Source organism: Kitasatospora sp. NPDC059160 (assembly GCF_042755465.1).
GTDB lineage: Bacteria > Actinomycetota > Actinomycetes > Streptomycetales > Streptomycetaceae > Kitasatospora.
The window spans coordinates 86,641-111,340 of record NZ_JBHZCN010000003.1; the positions used below are offsets into that span (position 1 = coordinate 86,641).

19 protein-coding genes are annotated in these 24,700 nt (G+C 73.8%); 16 read left to right on the forward strand and 3 right to left on the reverse strand.

What is annotated here, in order from left to right; all coding sequences use genetic code 11:
* The first annotated feature begins 1 nt into the window (after window position 1).
* From ACFXOZ_RS02135 to ACFXOZ_RS02170, 8 genes are all read left to right on the forward strand, one after another.
* On the forward strand, window positions 2–721 hold the full coding sequence (locus tag ACFXOZ_RS02135; RefSeq protein WP_375887202.1) for a DUF6182 family protein: 720 nt from the start codon (window positions 2–4) through the stop codon (window positions 719–721).
* A complete protein-coding gene (locus ACFXOZ_RS02140; RefSeq protein ID WP_375887204.1) occupies window positions 714–1,370 on the forward strand; it encodes a LysR substrate-binding domain-containing protein in 657 nt (218 codons plus the stop codon). The genes ACFXOZ_RS02135 and ACFXOZ_RS02140 overlap by 8 nt, the downstream gene beginning before the upstream one ends.
* Window positions 1,367–2,197: an alpha/beta fold hydrolase gene (locus ACFXOZ_RS02145; protein ID WP_375887207.1), complete on the forward strand. Its 831-nt coding sequence runs from the start codon at window positions 1,367–1,369 to the stop codon at window positions 2,195–2,197. Before ACFXOZ_RS02140 ends, ACFXOZ_RS02145 begins: the two co-directional genes overlap by 4 nt.
* Window positions 2,191–3,045, forward strand: coding sequence for a class I SAM-dependent methyltransferase (locus ACFXOZ_RS02150; RefSeq protein WP_375887209.1), 855 nt, complete (start codon window positions 2,191–2,193; stop codon window positions 3,043–3,045). The genes ACFXOZ_RS02145 and ACFXOZ_RS02150 overlap by 7 nt, the downstream gene beginning before the upstream one ends.
* 45 nt (window positions 3,046–3,090) lie before the next feature.
* Complete coding sequence (locus ACFXOZ_RS02155) at window positions 3,091–4,443, forward strand: cytochrome P450 (RefSeq protein ID WP_380523206.1); 1,353 nt, start codon at window positions 3,091–3,093, stop codon at window positions 4,441–4,443.
* A 35-nt stretch (window positions 4,444–4,478) separates the two neighbouring features.
* Entirely contained in the window at window positions 4,479–6,305 is a 1,827-nt protein-coding gene (locus tag ACFXOZ_RS02160; RefSeq protein WP_380586667.1) for an AMP-dependent synthetase/ligase, read from the forward strand.
* A gap of 173 nt (window positions 6,306–6,478) precedes the next feature.
* Window positions 6,479–7,867 (forward strand): MFS transporter, encoded by a 1,389-nt coding sequence (locus ACFXOZ_RS02165; RefSeq protein ID WP_380586733.1) that lies wholly within the window; start codon window positions 6,479–6,481, stop codon window positions 7,865–7,867.
* A gap of 87 nt (window positions 7,868–7,954) precedes the next feature.
* Window positions 7,955–8,614, forward strand: a complete 660-nt coding sequence (locus tag ACFXOZ_RS02170; RefSeq protein WP_375887218.1) for a LuxR C-terminal-related transcriptional regulator — start codon at window positions 7,955–7,957, stop codon at window positions 8,612–8,614.
* Here ACFXOZ_RS02170 and ACFXOZ_RS02175 read toward each other — a convergent pair.
* From ACFXOZ_RS02175 to ACFXOZ_RS02185, 3 genes are all read right to left on the reverse strand, one after another.
* Window positions 8,568–10,124, reverse strand: a complete 1,557-nt coding sequence (locus tag ACFXOZ_RS02175) for a long-chain fatty acid--CoA ligase (RefSeq protein ID WP_380586670.1) — start codon at window positions 10,122–10,124, stop codon at window positions 8,568–8,570. The two genes, ACFXOZ_RS02170 and ACFXOZ_RS02175, sit on opposite strands and share 47 nt — an antisense overlap.
* Complete coding sequence (gene hemA, locus ACFXOZ_RS02180) at window positions 10,121–11,368, reverse strand: 5-aminolevulinate synthase (protein WP_380523202.1); 1,248 nt, start codon at window positions 11,366–11,368, stop codon at window positions 10,121–10,123. Before hemA ends, ACFXOZ_RS02175 begins: the two co-directional genes overlap by 4 nt.
* A gap of 86 nt (window positions 11,369–11,454) precedes the next feature.
* The gene (locus ACFXOZ_RS02185) at window positions 11,455–13,038 is read right to left on the reverse strand and encodes a class I adenylate-forming enzyme family protein (protein WP_380523201.1); all 1,584 of its coding nucleotides are present in this window, start codon (window positions 13,036–13,038) and stop codon (window positions 11,455–11,457) included.
* Between the two features lie 567 nt (window positions 13,039–13,605).
* Here ACFXOZ_RS02185 and ACFXOZ_RS02190 point away from each other — a divergent pair.
* The 8 genes from ACFXOZ_RS02190 (at window position 13,606) to ACFXOZ_RS02225 (ending at window position 24,612) form a co-directional block, all read left to right on the forward strand.
* Window positions 13,606–14,946, forward strand: a complete 1,341-nt coding sequence (locus ACFXOZ_RS02190) for a KamA family radical SAM protein (RefSeq protein ID WP_375887229.1) — start codon at window positions 13,606–13,608, stop codon at window positions 14,944–14,946.
* The gene (locus tag ACFXOZ_RS02195; protein WP_380523200.1) at window positions 14,939–16,654 is read left to right on the forward strand and encodes a class I adenylate-forming enzyme family protein; all 1,716 of its coding nucleotides are present in this window, start codon (window positions 14,939–14,941) and stop codon (window positions 16,652–16,654) included. The genes ACFXOZ_RS02190 and ACFXOZ_RS02195 overlap by 8 nt, the downstream gene beginning before the upstream one ends.
* Before the next feature lie 42 nt (window positions 16,655–16,696).
* Window positions 16,697–18,637: an FAD/NAD(P)-binding protein gene (locus tag ACFXOZ_RS02200; protein WP_380586673.1), complete on the forward strand. Its 1,941-nt coding sequence runs from the start codon at window positions 16,697–16,699 to the stop codon at window positions 18,635–18,637.
* Between the two features lie 166 nt (window positions 18,638–18,803).
* The gene (locus ACFXOZ_RS02205) at window positions 18,804–20,195 is read left to right on the forward strand and encodes an adenylosuccinate lyase family protein (protein ID WP_380586676.1); all 1,392 of its coding nucleotides are present in this window, start codon (window positions 18,804–18,806) and stop codon (window positions 20,193–20,195) included.
* 10 nt (window positions 20,196–20,205) lie between these two features.
* Window positions 20,206–21,474: an MFS transporter gene (locus ACFXOZ_RS02210; protein WP_380586679.1), complete on the forward strand. Its 1,269-nt coding sequence runs from the start codon at window positions 20,206–20,208 to the stop codon at window positions 21,472–21,474.
* 69 nt (window positions 21,475–21,543) lie between these two features.
* Entirely contained in the window at window positions 21,544–23,046 is a 1,503-nt protein-coding gene (locus tag ACFXOZ_RS02215; protein ID WP_380586682.1) for an amino acid adenylation domain-containing protein, read from the forward strand.
* 16 nt (window positions 23,047–23,062) lie between these two features.
* Complete coding sequence (locus ACFXOZ_RS02220; protein WP_360237721.1) at window positions 23,063–23,296, forward strand: phosphopantetheine-binding protein; 234 nt, start codon at window positions 23,063–23,065, stop codon at window positions 23,294–23,296.
* Window positions 23,293–24,612 carry a flavin monoamine oxidase family protein gene (locus ACFXOZ_RS02225; RefSeq protein WP_380523194.1) on the forward strand — a complete coding sequence of 440 codons (1,320 nt, stop codon included), beginning with the start codon at window positions 23,293–23,295 and terminating at the stop codon, window positions 24,610–24,612. The genes ACFXOZ_RS02220 and ACFXOZ_RS02225 overlap by 4 nt, the downstream gene beginning before the upstream one ends.
* Window positions 24,613–24,700 lie beyond the last annotated feature (88 nt).

A 24,700-nucleotide genomic window follows, 5' to 3' on the forward strand; every position in this document is an offset into this window, starting at 1 on the left:
CTTGCGCGAACAGGAGGCGATGCGGATCCGCGCGGCCCGTCCCGACCTCGCCGCCCGGCACGACCTGACCTCGTACGACGGCCTGACCGCCGCCCGCGGCGACATCACCGCGGAGGGCGACACGGGCAGTTCGGTCGTGGTGGTGCTCAAGGCCTTCGACCTGGCCCGGTGGGTGCGCGACACCTGCGTCTTCGCCCTCGGCGTCGAACCCCGGCAGGCGGCGGACTGGCGGACCTCCTTCACCCGCACCGTCTTCCTCGCCGGCAACCCGGAGCAGTTGCGCGAGCGGTTCCGCTTCGCGCACACCGCCGCCGACGGCTCCGCGGCCTGGACCGCGCCCGGGCCCGCCGCCCGGACCTCCGCGCTGCGCAGGCTGCTCAAGGCCTTCGACGCGCCCGCCCGGCTGCCGGACCGGCCGGACACCCTGGTCGAGATCCCCGGCGGGCCCCACCCGCCGGGCCGGCCGCGGGCCCGCCGCGACCTGTACGTCGCCACCGCGGAGTGCACCATCTCGGAGGCCCTGGTGCACGTCAACCACGTGCTGGCGGAAGCCGTCCTGGACGGCCACATCGCGCCCGGCGACCACCTGGTGGTGCACCAGGTGCCCCGGATCGTCGGGGCCCCCGCGCACCTGGTCACCGTGCGCGTGACCACCGAGAAGCACCTTCCCGGACGGCTCAAGGCGGCCGCCGGACTGACCGAGGAGGCACGCGTTGCCTGAGCAGACCCCCACCCCCGAGCGGATCCCGACGGCCGGGAACCCCCCGACCGTCCGGTTCGGCTACCACGGCTCCACCGAGGTGGTGGACCGCATCGTCCGGCTCGCCGGCCGTGAGCGGGCCGACGTGCGGCTGGTCGAGTACGACATCGCCGACCCGTTCCGCGGCGTCCGGGCGGGCGAACTCGACGTGATGATCGTGAAGTTCGGCATCCACGAACCCGACCTGGTCACCAGCCGGGTGCTCACCGAGGACGCCCGCGCGGTGGTCGTCGGCTCCGGGCACCCGCTGGCCGGCCGGGCGTCGGTCTCCATCGAGGAGCTCGCCGACTACGACGCCTTCGCCCCGCCCGGGGACTTCCCCGCGTACGTGTGGGACGACGTGGTCCCGGCGCGCACGCCCGCCGGGCGGCCCATCCGCCGGGTGCGCCGGGTGCGCACCGTCCCGGAGATGATGCGCACGGTCGCCGCCGGCGACGCCGTGCACATCTCGCTGGTCTCGCTCGCCGACCTCGCGCCGCCCGGCATCGCGGTGGTGCCGATCCACGACCTGCCGCCCGCCCCGGTCACCCTGGCGTGGGTCCGCGGCGCCGAGGTCCACGACCACGTGCGGGAGTTCATCACCACGGCCGAGGCGGAGGCCTCCCGGTGACCGTGACCGCCCCCCGGACACCCGCCACCCGTAGGCCCGGCGCCCGCACGCCCGTCGTCCTGCTGCACGCGCTCTCCCTGCACGCCTCGATGTGGGCGGCCCAGGAGCGCGCCCTGCGCGCCCTGGGGCGCACCGTCCTGGCCGTCGACCAGCGCGGTTTCGGATCGGCCCCGCTCGGCGACGCCCCGCCCTCGCTCGACGTGGTCGCCGACGACCTGGCCCGCACGCTCGACGGGCACGGCCTGGACCGGGTCGTCCTGGCCGGATCGTCCATGGGCGGCTACGCGGCGATGGCGTTCCTGCGCCGCCACCCCGACCGGGTCGCCGGGCTCGCCCTGCTCTCCGCCCGCGCCACCGCCGACGACCCCGAGGACGCCGCCCAGCGGCTCCGCTTCGCGGAACTGGTCCAGGACCCGGCCCACCGGCCCGTGCTGGTGGAGCGGGTCACCCCGCTGCTGCTCGCCGACTCCACCTGCGCCGAGCGCCCCGACCTGCTCGCCCGGGTCCTCGCCGACGCGCGCGCCGCCGACCCCGCCGCGCTGGCCTGGGCCCAGCGGGCGATCGCGGCCCGCCCCGACTCCACCGACGTCCTGCGGGCGGCCCGGGTGCCCGCCCTGGTGATCGCCGGCGCGCAGGACGCCCTGGTCGCCCCGGAGGAGTCCCGGTACGTCGCGGACGCGCTGCCGCAGGGGCGCCTGATCACCCTCACCCGCACGGGCCACCTCCAGCCCCTGGAGGCCCCCGAGGCGGTCACCGACGCCCTCCGCGGCCTGCTGGCCGAGGTCGACGCCACGGCGGACGCCCGGAGCGGGGCCCGGGCGTGCTGACCGAGGACCACGAGGCCTGGGGGCACACCTCCTCGACCGGCCTCGGCTTCACCCACCACGCCATCGTCGACGCGCACTTCCGCGCCTGCGAGGAGACCTATCTGGACCTGCTCGGCCGGGCCGGCCTGCGCCCCGGACAGCACGTCCTGGACGCGGGCTGCGGCCCCGGCGACTTCCTGCCGCACCTGGCCGCGCTGGTCGGCGCCGGCGGCCGGATCACGGCCGTCGACCTGGCCGAGGAGAACGCCGCGCTCGCCGCCGAGCGCGCGGCCGCCTGGCGGCTGCCCTGCCCCACCGAGGTCCGCACGGCGGACCTGCTGGACCTGCCCTTCCCGGACGACGGCTTCGACGCCGTCTGGTGCGCCAACACCGTCCAGTACCTCGACGACGACGAACTCGACCGGGCGCTCGCGGAGCTGATCCGGGTCGTCCGCCCCGGCGGCACCGTCGCGGTCAAGGACCTGGACGCTCACCTGATCACCGCCCGGCCCGCCGACCCCTACCTGTTCACCGACTTCTTCCGCGCCGCGGGCGCGCGCCCCGGCTACGCCCGGCAACTCCTGCGCACCCGCGAGCTCCAGCGGCACCTCAGGAGCGCCGGGCTCACCGGGGTGCGCGGGCGGACCGTCCTGATCGAGCACCACGCCCCCCTGGCCCCCGCCGCCCAGGACTTCTACAAGGCCGCGTGCGCGCAACTGGCCGGGCAGGCCCTGGCCCTCGGCCTCGACGACGGGTGGCGGCGGTTCGCCGACCCGGCCGACCCCGCCCACCCGCTGGACGACCCCGACGGCTACGTCAGCGAGGGCAACGTGCTCGCCGTCGGCACCGTGCCCGGCGCTTCCCACTGACCGCGGAACCCGCCGCCCAGGCAACGACGAGGAGCCCGTAGCACCATGCCAGCGACCACCACCGCCCCCTGCCCGCCGGCCCCCGGCCGGGTACCCGTCCTGGGCCACGTGCCCGCACTGCTGCGCCGGCCGCTGTCCTTCTTCGAGTCCACCAGGACCGGGGACCCGCTGGTGCGGGTCGGGTTCGGGCCCGTCGGCCTGTACCTGGCCAACGACCCGGCCCTGGTGCACCGCATCCAGGTCGACACCGCGGCCTTCGAACGCGGCCGCTTCTTCGACGTCCTGGCCGGGCACTTCGGGAACCCGCCGATCGCCTCCGACGGCGCGGGCCACCGGCACCAGCGGCGCACCCTCCAGCCCGCGTTCAGCCGCACCAGCGTGCGCGACCACACCGGGGCCATCGTCGAGGAGGCGCAGCGGCGCTTCGGCGCCTGGCGGCCCGGCACGCCGGTCCGGGCGGACGAGGAGGTCTCCGACTTCGTCGCCGCCGTGGTGCTGCGCTCCCTGTTCGGCGCGGACCTCGCCCCGGCCGTGGTGCGCGACATCCGGCACACCCTCAGCCTGATCTCGGGCAAGCTGCTCGCCGGGACCGTCTTCCCCGAGGCCCTGACGACCCTGCCGACCCCAGCCAACCGGCGCTTCCAGGCCGCCATGGGCCGCTTCCACGCCGTCATCGACGCGCTGATCCGGGACCGGCGGGCCAACCCCGGCCCGGTGCCCGACGTGCTCGACATCCTGCTGAAGGCGACCCACCCGGACACCGGACGCCCCTTCACCGACCACGAGATCCGCGGCGAGGCCCTGATCCTGGTCTTCGCCGGCCTGGAGACCACCAGCACCACGCTGACCTGGGCGGTCTTCGAGACGGCCGTCCGGCCCGAGGTCCAGCAGCGGCTGCACGACGAGGCCGCCCGCGTCCTGGACGGTCGGCCGCTCGGCTACGACCGGGTCAGGGAGCTCTCGTACACCCGCAAGGTCGTGGACGAGACGCTGCGGCTGCACGCGCCGATGCTCTCCACCCGGCGCGCCCGGCACGACGTCGTCCTCGCCGGAACCCTCGTCCCGGCCGGCGCGGAGGTCGGCTACAGCCCGCGCGCCGTGCACCGCAACCCGGCCGTCTACCCGGACCCGCACCGCTTCGACCCGGAGCGCGCCGCGGCCGACCCCGAGCAGGCCCCGCCGCCCGGCGCCTACGTCCCCTGGGGCGTCGGAGCGCACCGCTGCATCGGGGAGCACCTCGCCGCGACCACGATGACCGTCGCCCTGGCCACCCTCGCCGCCCGCTGGCAGCTGCGCATCGCGCCCGGCGCCCGGATCCGGATGGCGACGAGCTCCCTGCCGTACCCGCGCAGCCTCCCCCTGGTGGTGCGCCCGCGCGGCCGCGACGGTGCCGAGTGACCCAGGAACGACCCCCGCAACCGAAGGAGCCCGCCGTGGCATCGGCGACACCGCCCCGACCGTCCGTCGACACCGGGAACCTGACGATCACCCGGCTGCTGCGCCGCAACGCCCGCGCCTTCCCCGGCCGTCCCGCGCTCACCGGCGGCACCGGCCCCGACGCCACCACCCGGACCTGGTCGCAGCTGCGCGCCGAGACCGCCGCGCTCGCCCACGGCCTGGCCGGGCTCGGCCTGTCCCGCGGCGAGCGGGTGCTGATCGCGATGTCCAAGCGGCCCGAGCACTGGATCACCGACCTGGCCGCCGTCCACCTCGGCGCGCTGGCCTGCACCCCCTACGACACGCTGAGCACCGAACAGCTGCGCTTCGTGGCCCGGCACAGCGCGGCCACCGTCGTGGTCCTGGAGGGTGCCGAGCAACTGCGGCGCTGGCAGCCGGTGCTGACGGAGATGCAGGGGCTGCGCGCGGTCGTGCTGGTGGAGCCGGCGGCCGTCCCCGCGGGTGACCCGCGGTACGTCACGTACGCCGAGCTGACCCGCGAACTGCCCGACGAGCGCGCCTTCGACGAGCTGACCGACACCGCGACGCCCGACACGCCCCTGACCGTCGTCTACACCTCGGGCACCACCGGCGACCCCAAGGGCGTGGTGCTCTCGCACCGCAACGTCATCCACGAGTCGATGATGCAGGACCGCCTCGTCCCCGTGCCCGCGCACCCGCGCACGATCGCCCACCTGCCGCTGGCGCACATCGCCGAGCGGGTGCTGGGCATCTACATGCCGATCTGTAACGCGGGCCACGTCACCATCTGCGACGACCCGGCCCAACTGGCCTCCGCCCTGCGGGCGGTGCGCCCGCACGCGCTCTTCGGCGTGCCGCGGGTGTGGGAGAAGCTGGCGGTCGCGGCGCGCGCCCGGCTCGCGGCGCTGCCGCCCGCGGAGGCCGCGGCCGTCGACGAGGCGCGGGAGACCGCCGTCGAGGTGTACCGGCTGCGGTCGGCCGGGCGGTCGGTCCCGAACGAACTTGCTTCCCAGTATGAAAAGTTGGACGATGTCGTGCTGCAGCCGCTGCGAGCCGCCATCGGGCTCGACGACTGTCACCGCGCCCTCAGCGGCGCGGCGCCCATTCCCACCGCCGTGCTCGAGTTCCTGGCCGGGCTCGGGCTCTCCGTCTACGAGGTGTGGGGGCTCAGCGAAACCACTGGGGCCGCCACCGTCAGTACGCCGGAGGTCTTCGCGCTCGGCGCGGTCGGCCGTCCGGGGCCCGGTATCGAGATCCGGACCGGTGCCGACGGCGAGCTGTTCCTGCGCGGCCCCGTGGTGTGCGCGGGCTACCTGCGCGCCGACGGCGGCCTCGACCCCGCCACCGACGCCGACGGCTGGCTGCCCACGGGCGACGTCGGCGCCGTGGACGACCGCGGCCTGGTCACCATCACCGACCGCAAGAAGGAGCTGATCATCACCGCTGGGGGCAAGAACATCGCCCCGACCAGACTGGAATCCCTGCTGCGCGCCCACCCGTTGATCGGCCAGGCCGCCGCCATCGGCGACCGCCGACGGTACGTCACCGCGCTGCTCGTCCTGGACGAGGACGCCCTGCCCACCTGGGCGCGGGCCAACGGGGTCGACGCGGCGGAGCTGGCCGACCCGGCCCGCCACCCGGCCGTCCGGGCCGCCCTCGACCAGGCCGTCGCCGAGGCCAACGCCGTCCTCGCCCGGGTCGAACAGATCAAGAAGTACCGCCTGCTGCCCGGCCCGTGGACGCCGGAGAGCGGTGAGCTGACGCCGAAGCTCAGCCTGCGCCGGACGGCGATAGCCGAGCTGCACGCGGACGCCATCGAGTCGATGTACGGCGCGGACTGACCCGGCTCCGCCCCCGCCCGACCGGCCGAGCACCTGACCACCCGTCCGACCCCGACCCTTCCTTCCCCGCGTCCCAGAACCCCGACTCTCGATAAGGAGCCACCCCTGTGTCCGACGGGATCCGTCCCCACAACAGGGTCGCCCTACTCGCCGTGACCTGCATCGGGCAGTTCATGGTCCTCCTCAACAACACCATCACCAGCGCGGCGCTGCCGGACATGCAGAAGCGCCTGGACACGACCCTGACCGGGCTGCAGTGGATCGTGAACGCCTACGTGCTCGCGGTGGCGATGCTGCTGCTGGCCGGCGGCGTCTTCGCGGACCGCTTCGGCGGCAAGCGCGTCTTCCTGGGCGGCATGGCGGTGTTCACGCTCGCCTCGCTGGCGTGCTGCCTGTCCGCCTCGGTCGGCTGGCTGCTGGCCGCCCGCATCCTCCAGGGCATCGGGGCCGCGGCGCTCAGCCCCGCCAGCCTCGCGCTGCTCGCCTCCGGCTACCCCGCACCGGGGGACCGGGTGAAGGCGATCGGCCAGTGGGCCACGTTCAGCGGCATCGGCCTCGCGGTCGGGCCCGCGGCCGGCGGCCTGCTGGTGCAGGCCTTCGACTGGCGTGCCATCTTCCTGATCAACATCCCCATCGGCGTGGTGACGCTGATCGTGGGCGCGCGCACCCTTCCGGACCGGCGCAACCCCGAAGCACCCCCGCTCGACGTGCCCGGCCAGGTGCTGGCGCTCCTGGTCGTCGGCACGCTGGCCTTCGGGCTCACCGAGGCCGGTGACAAGGGCTGGACGGCGCCGCTGATCCTGTCCTGCTTCGCCGCGTCGGTCGTCCTGCTGGTGCTGTTCCTGGTCGTCGAGGCCCGCTCGGCCAGGCCGATGCTGCCGCTGCGCCTGTTCCGGCTGCGGCTGTTCACCGTCTCCAACGCGGCGATGATCGTGGTCGGCTTCGGTCTGATGGGCTCGGGCTTCTTCTTCACCCAGTTCTTCGCCACCGTGCAGGGCCACTCGGTGCTGCGCTCGGCGATGGAGACGCTGCCGTGCACGCTCGCGATGGTGGTCTGCAGCCCGTACGCCGCCCGGATCGCCGCGCGGTTCGGCTTCCGCAGCGTCGTCACCGTGGGCCTGGTCCTGGCCGGGGCCGGGCTGGTGACGATGGCCGCCGTGCACACGGACACGCCGTACCTGAACGTGTGGTGGCGCCTGGCGGTCACCGGTGTCGGCTTCGGCCTCACCATGTCCCCGCTGACCGGGGCGGCCATATCCTCGGTCAGTGTCCAGGAGGGCGGCCTCGCCTCGGGGATCAGCAGCACCACGCGGCAGATCGGCGCGGTCTTCGGGGTCGCGGTGCTCGGCGCCATCGTGCGCACGCGTCAGGAGCACGGCGCCTCCTACAGCAGCGGTCTGAACACCGCGTTCCTCACCGCCGGGGTCGTCACCCTGGTGAGCGCCGTGTTCACCGGCCTCTGGCTGGTGCGGCAGCAGGCCCCCGCGGCCGTCGTCCCGCAGAGCGTCCCGACGGCCGCTCCCCGGCCCGAGGGCGAGCCGGTCCTGACCGACCGGTCCTGACAAGCAAGGAGGGTGGCCGCCCCGTCCGGGGCGGCCACCCTCGCACGACCCGAGGCCCCACCCTCGTACGCACAGGAGAAGGAGATCATGCACCTTCCGACGCTTCCGTCCTCGCCGGGCCTCACCGTGGCCCTGGCGGTCCGCAAGGACATCCACCGCTACGGGCTCGAAGGGATGCTGCACTCCCTGGAGTCGATCGCGAGCATCTTCAGCTACCCGACCGTCGCCGACGCCGCGGAGGCGGCGCCGAAGCTGTCGCCGGACCTCCTGCTCACCTCCGCGGCCGAGCTGGCGGAGGCCCCGGACGCGGCGCCGGCCCGGCGGCTGCGCGACCACGACGTGCGGCTGGTGGTCCTGGTCGGCCCCGAGGAGCGGATGACCCCGGCCTGGGCCCCGCACGTGCACGGCTTCGTGGACCGGTCGGCCCTCCACCTCAGCCTGCTGCGGGAGGCGGTCGCCGACGTGTCCGCCGGGCGCTTCCACGTGTCGGCGAGCCTGGCGCGGCGCCTGCTGGTGCCCGCCGACCCCGGCCCCGCGGTCGCGCTGACGGCGCGGGAGACCCAGGTCCTGGAACTGGTCGCGGGCGGCCTGAGCAACAAGCAGGCCGCCCGCGCACTGGGCATCTCGGAGAACGGTGTCAAGCGGCTGATGGGGAACATCCTCGCCAAGCTCAACAGCCCCAACCGCACCCTCGCCGTGGTCAGGGCGATGGAACTCGGCCTGCTGGCGAAGCCAGCAGCAGCGTGACCAGCTCGCGCTTGAGGACCTTGCCGCTGGGGCCGAGCGGCAGCCGCTCGACGAACTCCACCCGGCGCGGCCGCTTGTAGCCGGTCAACTCCCGGCGGGCCAACTCGTCGAGTCCGTCCACGAGTTCGGGGTCGGTGCCGAAGCCGTCCCGGCGCACCACGACGGCGCAGACCTGTTCGCCGCGGGCCGGATCGGGGACACCCACCACCGCGATCTGCTCGACGCCCGGGTGGCGCAGCAGCACGTCCTCGACCTCGCGCGGGTAGACGTTGTAGCCGCCCTGGATGATCACGTCCTTCTTCCGGTCCACCAGCGTGAGGTAGCCGTCCGGTGCCAGGCGCCCGAGGTCCCCGGACCGGAACCAGCCGTCCACCAGCACCTCGGCGGTGGCCTTCGGCAGGCCGAGGTAGCCGGCCATCACGTTGTGGCCCCGGACGACGACCTCGCCCACCTCGCCCACGGGCAGCAGTTCGACGCGGCCCTCCAGGTCGGCGCGGGCGACGGCCACCTCCACACCGGTGACCGGCAGCCCGACGGTGCCGGGCCGCGGCGGCGTCCCCGGGTGGTTGTACGAGACGCAGGGCGAGGTCTCGGTCAGGCCGTACCCCTCGTACACCTCGCAGCCGAGGACGGTCCGCACCTGGTTGAGGACGGGCACGGCCAGGGCGGATCCGCCGCTGTAGGCGCGCCGCAGCCGGTGCGCGGGCGCGCCCGCGGCCACCGCCTCCAGCAGCGCGTGGTACATGGTCGGCACGCCCATGAAGACGGTGCAGCCGTGGCGCGCCATCTCCTGGAGGGCCTGCTCGGCGGCGAACCGGGGCGCCAGGACGAGGGTGGCGCCGGCCAGGAAGCAGGTGCCCATGACGCAGACCTGCCCGAAGGTGTGCGACAGCGGCAGGCACCCGTAGAGCACGTCGTCGTCCTGGACCCCGAACGGGGAGACGGCGGTCACCTCGATGTTGGTGACGACGTTGCGGTGGGTGAGCATCGCGCCCTTGGGGCGGCCCGTGGTGCCCGAGGTGTAGAGGATCGCCGCCAGGTCGTCCGGGGCGACCGCCACGTGCCCGTCGACCGGCTGCCCCGGGTGGGGGGCGTCCAGGTCGATCCCGCCGGAGCGGTCGTCCGCCACGGTGAACAGCGCGATCCCGGCGGCCGAGGCGGCCGGCCCGCCCTGCCCGACGACGGTGCCCTCGCAGACCAGGGCGCGCGCGTCGCAGTCCTTGAGGACGAACTCCACCTCGGCGGTGCGGGACTGCGCGTTCATCGGCACCACGACCGCGCCCAGGGCCAGGACCCCGTAGTACGCGGCCGGGAAGCGGGGGGAGTTGGGCAGGAGCAGGACCACCCGGTCGCCGGGGCCGACGCCGTGGTGGCGCAGCACCGCGGCGTACTGGCGGGCCCGGTCCCACAGCTGCCCGTAGGTGACGACGGTGTCGTCCTGGACCAGGGCCGGACGGTCCGGCCGCCGTGCCGCCGTATCGGCGAGCACGGCGGCCAGGGAGCGGGTCACACAAGCTCCTTCGCGGTGGTGTGCCCGGCCGCGCGGTCGGAGGCGGTGGCGATCCCCAGCTCCTGCCAGATGCCCGCCAGGGCCTCGGCGAACTTCTCCACGTCGGCCTCCGTGTGGGTCGCCGACGGGGCGATCCGCAGGAGCTCCTCGCCCGCCCGGACGCTGGGGGCGTTGATGGCCTGGACGTACAGCTTGTGCCGGTCCAGGAGGAGCGCCGAGGCCTCCTTGCACAGGGCGTCGTCGCCGACCAGCGCCGAGACGATGTGCGAGTCGGGCGACAGGAACGGCACGTCGGCCTCCTGGAGCAGCCGGTGCAGCAGCTGGGCGTTGCGGGCCAGGCTCTCCCGCTCGGCGTCGGAGCCGCGCAGGTGGCGCACCGCGGCCAGGGCGCCTGCCGCGGTCGCGGGCGGCAGCGAGGTGGTGAAGACGAACGCCCGCGACATGGTGCGCACCGCGTCGACCAGGTCCTGCGGCCCGGCGATGTAGCCGCCGGCGGTGCCGAGGCCCTTGGCGAGGGTGCCCATGATGACGTCGAACCGGTGGGCGATGCCCTCACGGGCGGCGATGCCCGCGCCCTCGGGGCCGTACATGCCGATGGCGTGCACCTCGTCGAGGAAGGTGGTCGCGCCGTACTGCTCGGCCAGGTCGGCGATCTCGGCGAGCGGCGCCACGTCACCGGACATGGAGTACACCGACTCCAGCACGATCAGCTTGGGCGCCTCCGGGTCGGTCTCCGCGAGGAGTTCGGCCAGGTGCGCGACGTCGTTGTGGCGGAAGATGCGCTTCTGGGCGCCGCTGCGCCGCAGGCCGTCGATCATCGACGCGTGGTTCAGCTCGTCGGAGAAGACGACGGTGCCCTTGGGGTTGCCCGCGATCACCGCGAGCGCGCCGTCGTTGGCGGTGTAGCCGGAGGCGAAGAGCAGTGCCGCGTCCTTGCGGTGCCAGTCCGCGAGTTCGCGCTCCAGCTCCACGTGGCGGTGGTTGGTGCCGCCGATGTTGCGGGAGCCGCCGGAGCCGGCGCCGAACCGGGCCACGGCGTCGTGGACGGCGGCCAGGACGGAGGGGTGCTGTCCCATCCCGAGGTAGTCGTTGCTGCACCAGACGGTGATCTCGTTCTCCTCGTCCGCGGTGCGGGCGATGGCGCTGGGGAAGTTGCCGGCGCGGCGGCCGATCTCCAGGAAGGTGCGGGTGCGGCGCTGCTCCTCGGTGAGCTGCTGGGTGAAGTAGTCGAGGTGCCGGGGCATGGGAGTTCCTCTCGTTCGACACGACGTGAAAGTGGCTTGATCAGTACGGGGGTTGACCGGTACGGGAGTCGGGCCGGCGCGGTGCCTCAGGCGGTGGCGGCGGCGCTGTACTCGCGCAGCCGCGCCTTGTCGGGCTTGCCGGTCGGGTTCATGGGGAGTTCGTCGAGCACCAGGACCAGCTCGGGGGCCAGGGCCGGCGAGAGGTCGGCGCTGATGTGCTTGCGCACCGTCTCGGGGTCGACGGGCGTGCCGGGGCGGCAGGTCAGGGCGGCGTGGAGGTGCTCGGTGCCGTCGGCGTCGCGCACTCCGTAGACGGCCGCGAGGGCGACGCCGGGGACGGTCAGCAACTCGCGTTCGACCACGGCCGGGTAGATCTTCACCCCGTCGACCTTGACCACGTCGGAGACCCGGTCGAGCAGGTGGAGGTGGCCGCGGTCGTCGCGGTAGCCGATGTCGCCGGTGCGGTACCAGCCGTCGCGCAGCACGCCGGCGTCCAGGGCCGGGTCGAGGTAGCCGTCCATGAGCTGCGGGGAGCGCATCCGGATCTCGCCGACCTGGCCGTCGGCCAGCCGCACCCCGGTGTCCGGGTCCCACACCTCCAGCTCGACCTCGGGGAAGACCCGGCCGACCGTGGCGGCCAGGCCGGCGTCGGCGTGCCCGGCCGGGTCGAGGTAGCTGATCCGGCCGCTCTCCGTGGTGCCGTAGAGCTGCAGCAGGATCGGGCCGAACACCTCGTGCGCGGCGGCGAGGCGGCTGGGCGCCGCCGACGTCCCGCTGTAGCTCAGGCTCCGCAGGCCGGCCAGTCCGGCCGACCAGGCGTCGCGGTGGCCCAGGTCGTCGATGTGGTCGAGCAGCCGGTACAGCTGGGTGGTGGCCATGAAGGTGCGGGTGACGCGGTGCTCGACGACGGCGCGCACCACCTGCCGCGCGTCGAACTCCGGCAGCAGCACGACGCTGCCGCCCACCGCCAGGGCGCCGTCGACCAGGAGCCCGGCGCTGTGGCTCAGCGGGGTGCTGAACAGCGCCGTGATCTCGGGGGCCTCCGCGGGGGTGTCGACCGCGATCCGCACGGTGCCCTCCCAGGACCGCAGCGACTTGCGGATCCCCTTGGGGCGACCGGTGCTGCCGCTGGTGAACATGATGACCGCCAGGTCGTCGGGCTCCCCGCACGCCGGGGCGACGGCCCCGGGGTCGTCGGTGGGCGCCGTCCCGGCGGACCCGTCCTGTCCGGGGCCGACCAGGACCGCGCCGGAGCGCTCGGCCAGTTCGGCGGCCCGCGCCGCGCTGGTCCGGTCGGCGTACAGCACGCTCGCCCCGGTGTCCCGCACGATGCCGAGCTGGTCGGCGAGCGGCAGCATGGCCGTGCTGGTGCCCGGGTTGGTGGAGCGCAGGTAGCAGACCGCGGCGCCGGCCAGGTGGGCGGCGTGCCGCACGCCGAGCATGTCCGGGCTGTTGGGCGCGGTGAGCACGGCGACCACGGTGCCGCGCCCGACGCCGTTCGCCCGCAGGGTGCGGTAGGTGCCGGTGACGGCCCGCAGGTAGTCCGCCGCGGTCAGTTCCGTACCCGGGTAGCGCAGCACCACCTTGTCGGGGTGCGCCGCCAGCGCCTCCAGCACCTCGGGCACGTAGCCGCCCGCGTCCGACCACCAGGCCCCGCCCGCAGTCACCATGCCGCCCTCTCCTCACCGCCCCGCCGAACCCGGCGGCCAGCCGTTGACCTGACACCTGGAGTCTTCTGGTCGCCGACGGCGCGGAACAGGCGTGTTCGGGCAGGTCGGTGGTGCGCCCGGGCGGGCTGTACTACGGGGGTACCCGAACGGGTAGGCCACCCGGTGGCGGCGGCCGCACTGTCCGTCAGGAGCTCCCCGGGAGGGCGGGAGTGGGCGAATGTGAACAGTATGTGCTGTCGCTCACGGAGGGGGGAGCGGCGCAGAACCGCTGACCTGCAACGATCTGGTGGGCTGATGGATCGATTCGGGAATCGTGCTTGATCGCCGCTCCCGGACGGCGCAGGATCAATCCCGGCAAGGCACCGAGCTGTGCCGTGACACGGGGGATTGAGCGAGCCGTATCTCCTCGGCTCCGAGCGACTTTCACTCACTTTCCTGACGGGATTTCCGACGGGCGGCTTCGGGCCGCTCCTTCCCATGTCACGACCGCGCCGGTTTTTCCCACTACACCGATGTTGCGGGGGAAGTGTGTTGCAACAGCCTTACTCATATCGGTACAGAGCCCTGGTGGAGCCCGACTGGCGGAGGATCCCCGGTTGGCGCGAGGTGACCGAGCAGGAGTGGCACGATCCGCAGTGGCAGCGTGTGCACTGCGTGAAGAACGTCCGCCAGCTCCGGGCGGCCTACGGCGACCTGCTGTCCGAGGAGTTCTACCTCGACGTGGAGCGCGACCAGGCGGAGCGGGCGACCATGTCGCTGCTGCTGCCGCCGTACGTGCTCAGCATGATGGTGCCGCACGCCGAACCGGACGCCGAGAGCATGTACGCGGACCCGGTGCGCCGGCACATGCTGCCGGTGTTCTCCGACCGGGACCCGGAGTGGCCCTCGCACCCCTACGCCTCGCGGGACTCGCTGCACGAGGCGGAGATGTGGGTGGTCGAGGGACTGACCCACCGTTACCCGACCAAGGTGCTGGCCGAGTTGGTCTCCACCTGCCCCCAGTACTGCGGGCACTGCACCCGGATGGACCTGGTCGGCAACTCGACGCCGCAGATCCTCAAGTTGAAGTTCACGGTCAAGCAGGCCGACCGCCACGACGCCATGCTGGACTACCTGCGCCGGACGCCGTCCGTCCGCGACGTGGTGGTCTCCGGCGGCGACGTGGCCAACGTGCCGTGGCCCCGGCTGGAGTCCTTCGTCTCGGCGCTGCTGGAGCTGGACCACATCCGGGACATCCGGCTGGCCTCCAAGGCGCTGATGGACCTGCCGCAGCACTGGCTCAGCGACGACGCCCAGCGCACCATGGGCCGGCTGGCCGCCACCGCGCGCGAGCGCGGCGTCAGCCTGGCCGTGCACACCCACACCAACTCCGCGCAGCAGGTGACCCCGCTGAACGCGCGGGCCGCCCGGAGCATGCTCGACCTCGGCGTGCGCGACGTGCGCAACCAGGGCGTCATGCTGCGCGGGGTCAACGACACCCCCGAGTCGCTGCTCGACCTGTGCTTCGCGCTGCTCGACGGCGCCGGGGTGATGCCGTACTACTTCTACCTCTGCGACATGATCCCGAACGCCGAGCACTGGCGCCTCGCCCTGTGGGAGACCCAGGCGTTGCAGCAGGCGGTCATGGGGTACCTGCCGGGCTTCGCCACGCCCCGGCTGGTCTGCGACGTGCCGTTCGTCGGCAAGCGCTGGGTGCACCAGACCGAGCACTACGACCGTGAGCGCGGCATCTCGTACTGGTCCAAGAACTACGTGACCTCACTGGAACAGGACGACCCGTACGCGCTCGCCAAGTCGTACGAGTACTACGACCCGATCCAGACCCTCGGCGAGGCGGGGCGCGAGTGGTGGCGCTCCCACGTCGCAGTGTCGGAAACCGTCCCGAGCACCAGGAGCTCCCATGAGTGACCTCAGCCCCATCGCGCCGCTCCCGGTGCGGCAGAAGTTCCTGGTCGATCCCGACCTGGGGGCCGGCAACTTCCTGGAGTACGCCCTCAAGTACAACCCGAACACCGACGTGCCGCTGGTCTACAGCCACCGGACGGACGAGCGCGGGCAGGTCGCGCTGCGCGGGTACAGCCTGAACGAGCTGGCGGCCATCCGCGACCAGTACGCCCGCTGGTACTGGGCGAACGGCGTGCGGCCCGGCGAGCCGGTCGCGCTCTACATCGCCGAGGGCCTCCAGCCGATCCTGCACTTCCTGGCGCTCACCGCGCTCGGCGCCGTCCCGGCGCTGGTCAACGACGCGATGCCGATCGCGACGGCCAAGCGCTACCTGGACCACGTCGGCGTGGTCGGCCTGGTCGCGGACGACCCGCGGCTGATCTCGGCGGCCTACAAGCCCGGGCAGCCGCGGCCCCGGTTCATCGTGCCGTCTGCGGAGATCCGCGCGCACGACCCCGAGTCGGGCACGCTCCCGGACGTCTACCCGTTCCGGCACGCCGCCGAGGACGTGGTGGGGCTGATCCACTCCTCCGGCACCACCGGCACCCCCAAGTCCACCATGGTGGCCCACCGCCAGTTCTGGGTCGGCAAGGAGACGCGCATGGTGCGCTTCCCGGCCGAGCCGTACGACCGGCTGCTGTCGCTGATGCCGCACACCCACGCCGGCGGTCTCAGCTACCTGCTCACCACGATCCTGCTGGGCCTGCCCACCCTGACCATGGGCGACTGGCGGCGCACCGCGGTGGAGCCGGTGATGAAGGCCTTCCAGCCCACCATGGTCGCCTCGTTCGCCCGCACCTTCGTCGAACTCGCCACCGGCGAGGCCCCGGTGGAGGCCGCCGCCAAGGTGCACACCTGGTTCAACACCGGCGACTCGGCGCACTTCGGCCACATCCGCCGGCTGGTGCGGCTCGGTGAGCGGCCCTCCGGCCTGATCCAGCCCTGGCTGCTCCCCGAGGGCGCCGCCGGCCAGGCGGTGCTGCCCGGCTCCCGGTTCGTCGACGGCCTGGGCTCCTCCGAGATGGGCATGGCGCTGTTCGGCCAGGTCACCACCCCGGAGACGCCCCGCGACGACCGCTGCGTCGGCCTGCCGGTCGAGGTGGTCGAGCACGCCGCCGTCCTGGACGACGACGGCAACGAGGTGCCGGACGGCACGGTCGGCTACCTCGCGGTCAAGACCCCGTCCCGCACCCCCGGTTACTGGAACGACCCGGAGCTGACCAGCAGCTTCGAGCTGGCCGGCTACTGGCTGACCGGCGACATCGCCCGCCGCACCGAGGACGGCCGGTTCTACCACCTGGACCGCACGGTCGACGTGATCAACACCGCCGCGGGCCCGGTCTACAGCCTCCCGCTGGAGGAGGTGCTGATCGCCGACTGCGAGGACCTGGTGATGGACTGTTCGGTCATCGGCGTGCCCGGCGCGCTCGGTGACGGCCAGCAGCCGATCGCCGTGGTCCGGCTCCAGCAGGGCGCGCTCGGCACCGACCCGGCCAGGATCCTCGACGCGGCGAACAAGGCCATGGCGGCGGCCGGCCTGGCCGAGCTGGCCGCGGTCTTCGTGGCCGAGCAGGAGGGCGACTTCCCGACCGGCCCCACCGGCAAGGTGCTCAAGCGCGAGCTGCGCACCCGCTACGCCACCGCGCTGACGGCCGATGCCGCCCAGCAGTAGTCCGGCTCCACCTCCACTCCTTCACGGCTACCAGGAAGAGCTATGTCAGGAGAGAAGCAGACACGTGTGATCGGCGTCATCGGTGCCGGTCCCCGGGGGCTCTCCGTCGTGGAACGGTTAACCGTCAACGCGACGGAGGGCGGCCACCCGGTCGTGATCCACGTGGTGGATCCGTTCGTCGGCAGCGGCGGTCGGGTCTGGGACATCACGCAGCCGACCGAACTGCTGATGAACACGGTGGCGTCGCAGGTCACCATGTTCACCGACCCGAGCGTCACCTGCGAAGGCCCGATACGTCCGGGACCGAGCCTGTACGAGTGGGCGAAGCTGGACATCGAGCTGGCGCCCCTCGAGTACCCGGGGTGGGTGAGCGAGGAGGCCGCGGAGCTCGGCCCGGACTCCTACCCCTCCCGGGCCTTCTACGGCCACTACCTGGTCTGGGTGCTCGACCGCCTGATCAGCACGGCCCCCGACCACGTCTCGATCCGGCTGCACCGCAACACCGCGGTCAGCCTGACCGAGGCCGAGGACGGTTCGCAGATCGTCACCCTGGACGACGGCAGCGGACTGCTGCTGGACAGCGTCGTCCTGGCCCAGGGGCACCTGGACATGCCGCCGAGCGCCGGCGAACTGGGCCTGGAGGGCTACGCCCGGGCCCAGGGCCTCGGCTACCTGCCGCCGACCAACCCGGCCGAGGCGGACCTGGACTTCGTCGCCCCCGGCCAGCCGGTCGCGCTGCGGGGACTGGGGCTCAACTTCTTCGACTACCTGACGCTGCTGACCGCCGGCCGCGGCGGCACCTTCGTCCGGGAGGGCGAGCGGCTGCGCTACCGCCCGTCCGGCCGGGAGCCGTTGATGTACGCCGGCTCCCGGCGCGGCATCCCGTACCACGCGCGCGGCGAGAACCAGAAGGGCGCCTTCGGCCGCCACTGGCCGAGCTCCCGCACCATGGAACGGATCAACGTGCTGCGCGAGCAGCGCCGGCTGGGCGCGGAGGTCGAGTTCACCCGGCACATCTGGCCGCTGGTCGACCGCGAGGTCACCGGGGTCTACTACCACGCGCTGATCTCCGAGCGGCGCGGCGGCGAGCAGGCCGACGCCTTCCTGCGGGAGTACGGCGACCGGCCGCCGGGCGCGGACGACGAGGAGCTGCTCGGCCGGTTCGGCCTCGGGCCGGCCGACCGCTGGGACTGGGACGCGATCGCCCGGCCGTACGGGGAGCGCAAGTTCCTCGGCCGGGTCGAGTTCCAGGACTGGCTGCTCGGCCACCTGCGGCAGGACCTGGTGGAGGCCCGGCGCGGCAACGTCGGCGGGGCGCTGAAAGCGGCCCTGGACGTCATGCGCGACCTGCGCAACGAGGTCCGCCTGCTGGTCGACCACGCCGGGATCACCGGCGAGTCCTACCGCGACGAGCTGCAGTCCTGGTACACCCCGCTCAACGCCTACGTCTCGATCGGTCCGCCGCCCAGACGGATCGAGGAGCTGATCGCCCTGGTCGAGGCGGGCGTGGTGACCATGCTCGCCCCCGGCATGCGGGTCACGCCCGCACCGGCGGGGGCCGGGTTCACCGTCGACTCCACGTCCGTCCCGGGCGGGGAGGTCGAGGTGACCGCGCTGATCGAGGCGCGGCTGCCCGAGGTGGACATCCGGACCACCGAGGACCCGCTGGTCCGCAACCTGGTGGACCGCCGGGCCTGCCGGCCGTACCTGATCCCCACCGGCACCGACGGGCACGTCGAGACCGGCGGGCTGACGGTCACCGAGCGCCCGTACCGGCTGGTCGACGCGGCGGGCCGGGTGCACCCGTACCGCTACGCCTTCGGGGTGCCGACCGAGACGGTGCACTGGGCGACTGCGGCCGGGATCCGGCCCGGGGTCGACTCGGTGATCCTCGGCGACGCCGACGCGATCGCCCGGGCCTGCCTGTCGGCCGAACCGGGCCAGCGCTCGCCGTCGGCGGCGCGGGTGCGGGTCACCCTCTGAGCGCCGGGCTCCACCGCACCACCCGGTGGCCCCGGCCGCCGGTCGTACCGACAAGTTCCTTGAGAAAGTCCTGAGTTGAACCATCCAGAAGGAGGACCGCGCAGTGCCCGAACAGGCCGCGTCCGATTCGACCGTACGCCGACCGAGCGGCAGTGACCGCGCACCGGTGAGCGTCGACGCCGGACTGCTCTCACCGGTCTGGGCGGGCACCGACGCGCTCCGAACCCTGGGCGACGAGGCATGGGTCGCCGCGATGCTGGAGACCGAGGTCGCGCTGGCCCGTGCCCAGGCGTCCCTCGGCGTGATACCCGCCGACACGGCGGGAGCGATCGCCGAGGGCGCCGCGAGAGCCCGGATCGACGTCGCCGAGCTGGCCGCCGAGGCCCGCGGCGCCGCCAACCCGGTCGTCGTCCTGGTCCGGGAACTGACGGCGGCGGTCGCCGCCGTCGACCCCGCCGCCGCCGGGTACGTGCACCTCGGCAGCACCAGCCAGGACATCCTGGACTCGGCCGCGATGCTGCTCGGCGCGAGAGTGCTGGCGGACATCCGGCAGAACCTCTCCCGGGTGGCCGCGGCGCTGGCGAAGCTCGCCGACGAGCACCGCACCACCCCGATGGCCGCCCGCACCCTGGCCCAGCACGCCGTGCCCACCACCTTCGGGTTGAAGGCGGCCGGCTGGCTGGACTCGGTGCTGGACACCCTTGAGCGGGTCGACCGCACCGCCGCCCTGCTGCCGGCCCAACTGGGCGGCGCGGCCGGCACGATGGCGGCCTACCAGGAGTACGCCAGGGCCACCCCGGCCGACCGGCCCGGCCACGGGATCGAGCTCGCGGCGCGCTTCGCCGCCGAACTCGGCCTGCGCGAGCCCTCCGCCCCCTGGCACAGCCTGCGCGTCCCGCTGAACGACCTCGGCTGGGTGCTCAGTTCCGTCACCGGGACGCTGGGGAAGTTCGCCCTGGACGTCCAGGGGATGTCCCGCACCGAGGTCGGCGAGGTCGCCGAACCGGCCGCCGCAGGCCGCGGCGTCTCCTCGGCGATGCCCCAGAAGCGCAACCCGGTGCTGGCCACCCTCATCATGGCGGCCGCGCGTCAACTGCCCGCCCACGCGCTGATCCTGGCCCAGAGCATGGTGGCCGAGGACGAGCGGGCGCCCGGCGCCTGGCACGCCGAGTGGCAGCCGCTGCGCGAGGCGCTGCGGCTGGCCTCGGGCGCGGCCTACACGGCCGTGGAGCTCGCCGAGGGCCTGGAGGTCTTCCCGGAGCGGATGCGGGAGAACCTGGCGCTCACCGGCGGCTCGATCGTCTCCGAGCGGCTGAACGTCGCCCTCGCCCCGCTGCTGGGCAAGGCCGAGGCGAAGAAGCTGCTGGCCGAGTGCGCCCGCCGGTCCGCCTCCGGCACCGCCTCGTTCACCGAGGTGATGGAGGCCCGCTCGGACCTGGTGGCCAAGCTGCCGGCCGGCGTCACCGTCCAGGACCTGCTGGCCCCCGAGGGCTACCTGGGTGCCGCCGAACAGCTGGTGGACCGCGTGCTGCGGCGCCACCAGGAGAACCACGCGTGAAGGAGCCAGCATGAGTGACCACCTCTCCCCGGCGGTGCGCCCCCGCGGGCTGCACGGCCCGGTGGCGTTCTGGCTGATCGCCACCACCCAGTGCCTGCTGCTGTTCGCCTCCAGCGCGCCGTCCCCGCTCTACGTGGTCTACCAGGCGAAGTGGGGCTTCTCCTCGATCACCCTGACCGAGGTGTTCGCGGCCTACGCGATCGCACTGCTGGTCGCGCTGCTCGTGGTCGGCGGACTGTCCGACTACATCGGCCGCAAGCCGGTGCTGCTCGGCGCGCTCGTCGTCGAGGTGGCCAGCATGGCGCTGTTCATCCGCGCCGACGGCGTCGCCTGGCTGATGGCCGCCCGGATCGCCCAGGGCCTGGCCACCGGCGCCGCGACCGGGGCGACCAGCGCCGCGATGCTGGACCTCGCCCCGCAGCACCGGCCCCGGCTCGGCCCGTTGGTCAACAGCGCCGCGCCGATCGTCGGCCTGGCGCTGGGCGCGCTCGGCGCGGGCCTGCTGGTCCAGTACGCGCCGCACCCGCAGACCCTGGTGTACGCCCTGCTGCTCGCGGCCTTCGTGCTCTGCGCGCTGGGCGTCCCCGCGCTCGCCGAGACCTCGCCGCGCCGGCCGGGCGCGGTGGCCTCGCTGATGCCGCGGACGGGCATCCCGCGCGCGGCCAGGCCGATGTTCCTGGTGGTGGTGCCCTGCCTGTTCGCGGTCTGGGCGCTGGGCGGCCTCTACATGTCGCTCGGCCCGTCGATCGCGGCCGGCATCCTGCACATCTCCAACCACGTCATCGGCGGCCTGGTCATCTTCGCGCTGACCGGGACGGGGGCGGTCGGCTCGCTGCTGCGCCGCAACCACCCGCCGCGGCAGACCATGACCCTCGGCTTCGTGGCCTTCTTCGTCGGGGTCGGCGCCACCCTGGGCGCCCTGGCCACGGCCTCCACCCCGCTGTTCTTCGTCGGCACGGTGATCGCCGGGTACGGCTTCGGGACGGGCTTCCTGAGCGCCTTCCAGACCGTCGGGCCGCTCGCCGGACCGGAGGTCCGCGCCGAACTGATCGCCAGCATGTACGTCGTCTGCTACCTGGGGTTCAGCCTGCCGGCCGTCGCCGCCGGGGTGGCCGTGGGCCACATCGGGTTGAAGTCCACCGCGACGGTGTACGGCATCGCCGTGATGGTGCTCGCGGTGGCCGCCACCGCCGGTCTCCAGGTGCAGCAGCGCAAGGAGCAGCGCCGGCAGCGCGACGGGAGCGAGCCGGTGCCCGTCTCCGGGTCGGCGCGCCGTTGACCGACCGTCCACGCGCCCCGCTCACGTCCAGGTTCACGTCCAGGTTCACGTCTACCCGAGGTGCTTCCCATGACTGACGACAACCGGCCGGCCGGCTACGACCCGGCCGAGGTGGACGTCCTCCGCCGGTTCCTGCTCACCGCCCGGCGCGACCCGGACGCCGTCGCCGTCGTCGACGACACGTCGACCGTGACGTACGGCGAACTGGAGCGCCGGGTACGGCGGATCGCCGCCCGGCTCGGCGCGGACCGCGGCACGGTGGCCGTGCTGACCTCCCGCTCCGCGGACACCGTGGCGGCGCTGCTCGGCGTGCTCGCGGCCGGCGGCACCTACTGCCCGATCGACCCGGCGTTCCCGCCGGAGCGCACGGCCGCGCTGCTGGCGGCCGCCGGGGTGCCGGTGCTGGACCCGTCCGACGCCGCGGGCGGCGAGGAGCCCGAGGGCTTCCCGGAAGGCCGGCTGCCCGAGCCCGACCCGGCCGCCCCCGCCTACCTGCTCTTCACCTCGGGCTCCACCGGGCAGCCCAAGCCGGTGGTCACCCCGCGGCGGGCGATCGGCGCCTCGGTGGCCTCGCTGGCCACCCTGTTCGCGGTCGCCCCCGGTGACCGGGTGCTCCAGTTCGCCTCACTCAACTGGGACACCTGCTTCGAGGAGATCCTGCCCGCGCTCACCGTCGGCGCGACCCTGGTCTTCGACGCGGACGCCTACTCGGCCTCCTTCCCGCGCTTCCTGCGGATGGTCGAGCGGCACCGGATCACCCTGCTGGACCTGCCCACGGCGTTCTGGCACGAGTTCGTCAACCACCTGACCGAGGAGCGGGCCGCCCTGCCGGAGAGCCTGCGCACCGTCGTCATCGGCGGCGAGGCGGCCCGGCCGGCCCGGATCGACGACTGGTGCGCGCTGCCCGGCGCCGACGCCGTCCGCCTGGTCAACACCTACGGCTGCACCGAGACCACCCTGGTCACCCACGCGATCGACCTGCACGGACCGCTCGCCGGCCCGGCCGTCGCCGCGGGGGCCGCCCGGGTCGTCCCGATCGGCCGGGCGCTGCCGCACGTCCGGGAGCAGATCGGCGAGGACGGCGAGCTGCTGATCGGCGGGGACGGGCTGGCGCTCGGCTACCGGGGCCTGCCGGAGGTCACCGCCGAGCGGTTCGCCGAACTCGACCTGCCCGGCGCGCCGGGGCGCTACTTCCGCACCGGCGACCGGGTCCGCCGGGAGCCGGACGGCGTCCTCGTCCACCAGGGCCGCCTGGACGACGAGCTCAAGGTCCGCGGCATCCGGGTCAGCCCGGGCGAGGTCGAGGCCCGGATCTGCGCCCACCCGGACGTGGCGGCCGCCGCCGCCACCGGCGCCGCGCTGGGCGACCACACCGTCCTGGTCGCCTATGTGACACCCCGTCCGCACGCCGACGCCGACACCCTCGCGGCCGGGCTCGCCCGGTACCTGCGCACGTCGGGACCGAGCCACCTCGTCCCGTCCCGGATCACCGTCGTGCCCGAACTCGTCCTCACCGCGAGCGGCAAGGTCGACCGGCGCCGGACCCACCAGATGTACACAACCAGCAACTGACGCAAGGAGAATGACCGTGTCCACCGTTGGTACCGTCGACAGCGTGATCGGCATCTTCGGCCGGGTCCTGGAATCCGACCAGGTGACCGCCGACTCGGACTTCTTCGACCTGGGCGGGGACTCCCTGCTCGCCACCCGGGTGCTCAGCGGGGTCGCCCGCGAGTTCGGCGCGGAGTTCGGCATCGCCGAGTTCATCGACGCCCCGACCCCGGCCGCCCTGGCCAAGCTGATCGAAGGTGCGGCCCGATGAGCGTCATCGTTGTCGGAGCCGGCCTGGCCGGACTCACCGCCGCCACCGAACTGGCCGCCAGAGGCGTCGAGGTGACCGTCCTGGAGGCCCGCGACCGGGTCGGCGGCCGCACCCACGGCCTCGAGGTCGCCCCCGGCCAGTGGGCCGACGCCGGCGCCGCCTACCTCGGCGAGCGCCACACCGAGCTCAAGGCGCTGATCGAGCGCCTCGGCCTGGCCACCGCGCCCACCACCATGGTCGGCCAGAGCCGGTTCTCCCTGGGCGGCGACCCGGAGAGCACCGACGGCCGCTTCCCGCCGCTCAGCCCGATCGCCCTCGGCGAGATGTTCGACCTGCTGGACGAGGTCACCAAGGCGGTCCGCGCGGACGCCCCGCACCTCACCCCGGACGCGGAGCGGCTGGACCGGCTCACCGTGGCCGAGTGGATCGAGCAGAACGTCCAGCACCCCGACGCCCGGCTGTTCTTCCCGCTGTTCCTCGGCGAGATGATGGCCGCCGACCCGGCCGACGTGTCGGTGCTGCACATGGCCTTCTACCTGAACTCCGGCGGCGGCATCCGCTACCTCAACGCCTTCCAGGGCGGCGCCCAGGAGGAGCGGGTCGACGGCGGCGCGCACCGGCTGAGCGAGCTGCTGGCCGACAAGCTCGGCGACCGGGTGCTGCTCTCCCGGCCGGTGCGCCTGGTCGAGCAGATCGGCGACCGGGTCCGGGTGCACACCGACCAGGGCGTGCACGAGGGCGACAGCGTGGTCATCGCGCTGCCGCCGCTGCTGGCCGACACCGTCGAGTTCCGGCCGGAGCTGCCCGCGCCGCGGTCGAGCGAGGTCACCGCGCGGGGCTGCGCCGTCAAGGTCCACCTGATCCACCCCAAGCCGCTCTGGCGCGACCACGGGCTGTCCGGCTGGTCGGTCAGCTCCGACGGGCCGCTGCTGTCCACCGTGGACGACTCGCCCCCCGGCGAGGGCGTCGGCATCCTGACCGGCTTCGTCACCGGCAGCGAGGCCAAGACCTTCGCGGCCCTGCCCGCCGAGGAGCAGCGCAGCGCCGTCCTGGCCCAGGCCCGGCGGCTCTTCCCGCAGCTGCCCGAGCCGATCGGCTACCACGTCACCGACTGGGTCAACGAGGAGTACAGCCGCGGCTGCTACGCCGCGCTGTTCGGGCCGGGCGACTGGCTCGCCCAGGGCCCGCAGCTGACCGAGCCGTTCGGCCGGGTGCACTGGGCCGGCACGGAGACCAGCACCGAGTTCTTCGGCCTGATGGAGGGCGCGATCCGCTCGGGCCTGCGGGCGGCGGAGGAGATCGCTCCGGCCGGCTGACCGGCCCCGAGCGACTGATATATCGTCACATCGCTGTGGTGGGTGCCGGTACCGATCGCGGTACCGGCACCCACCCGCGCCCAGGACC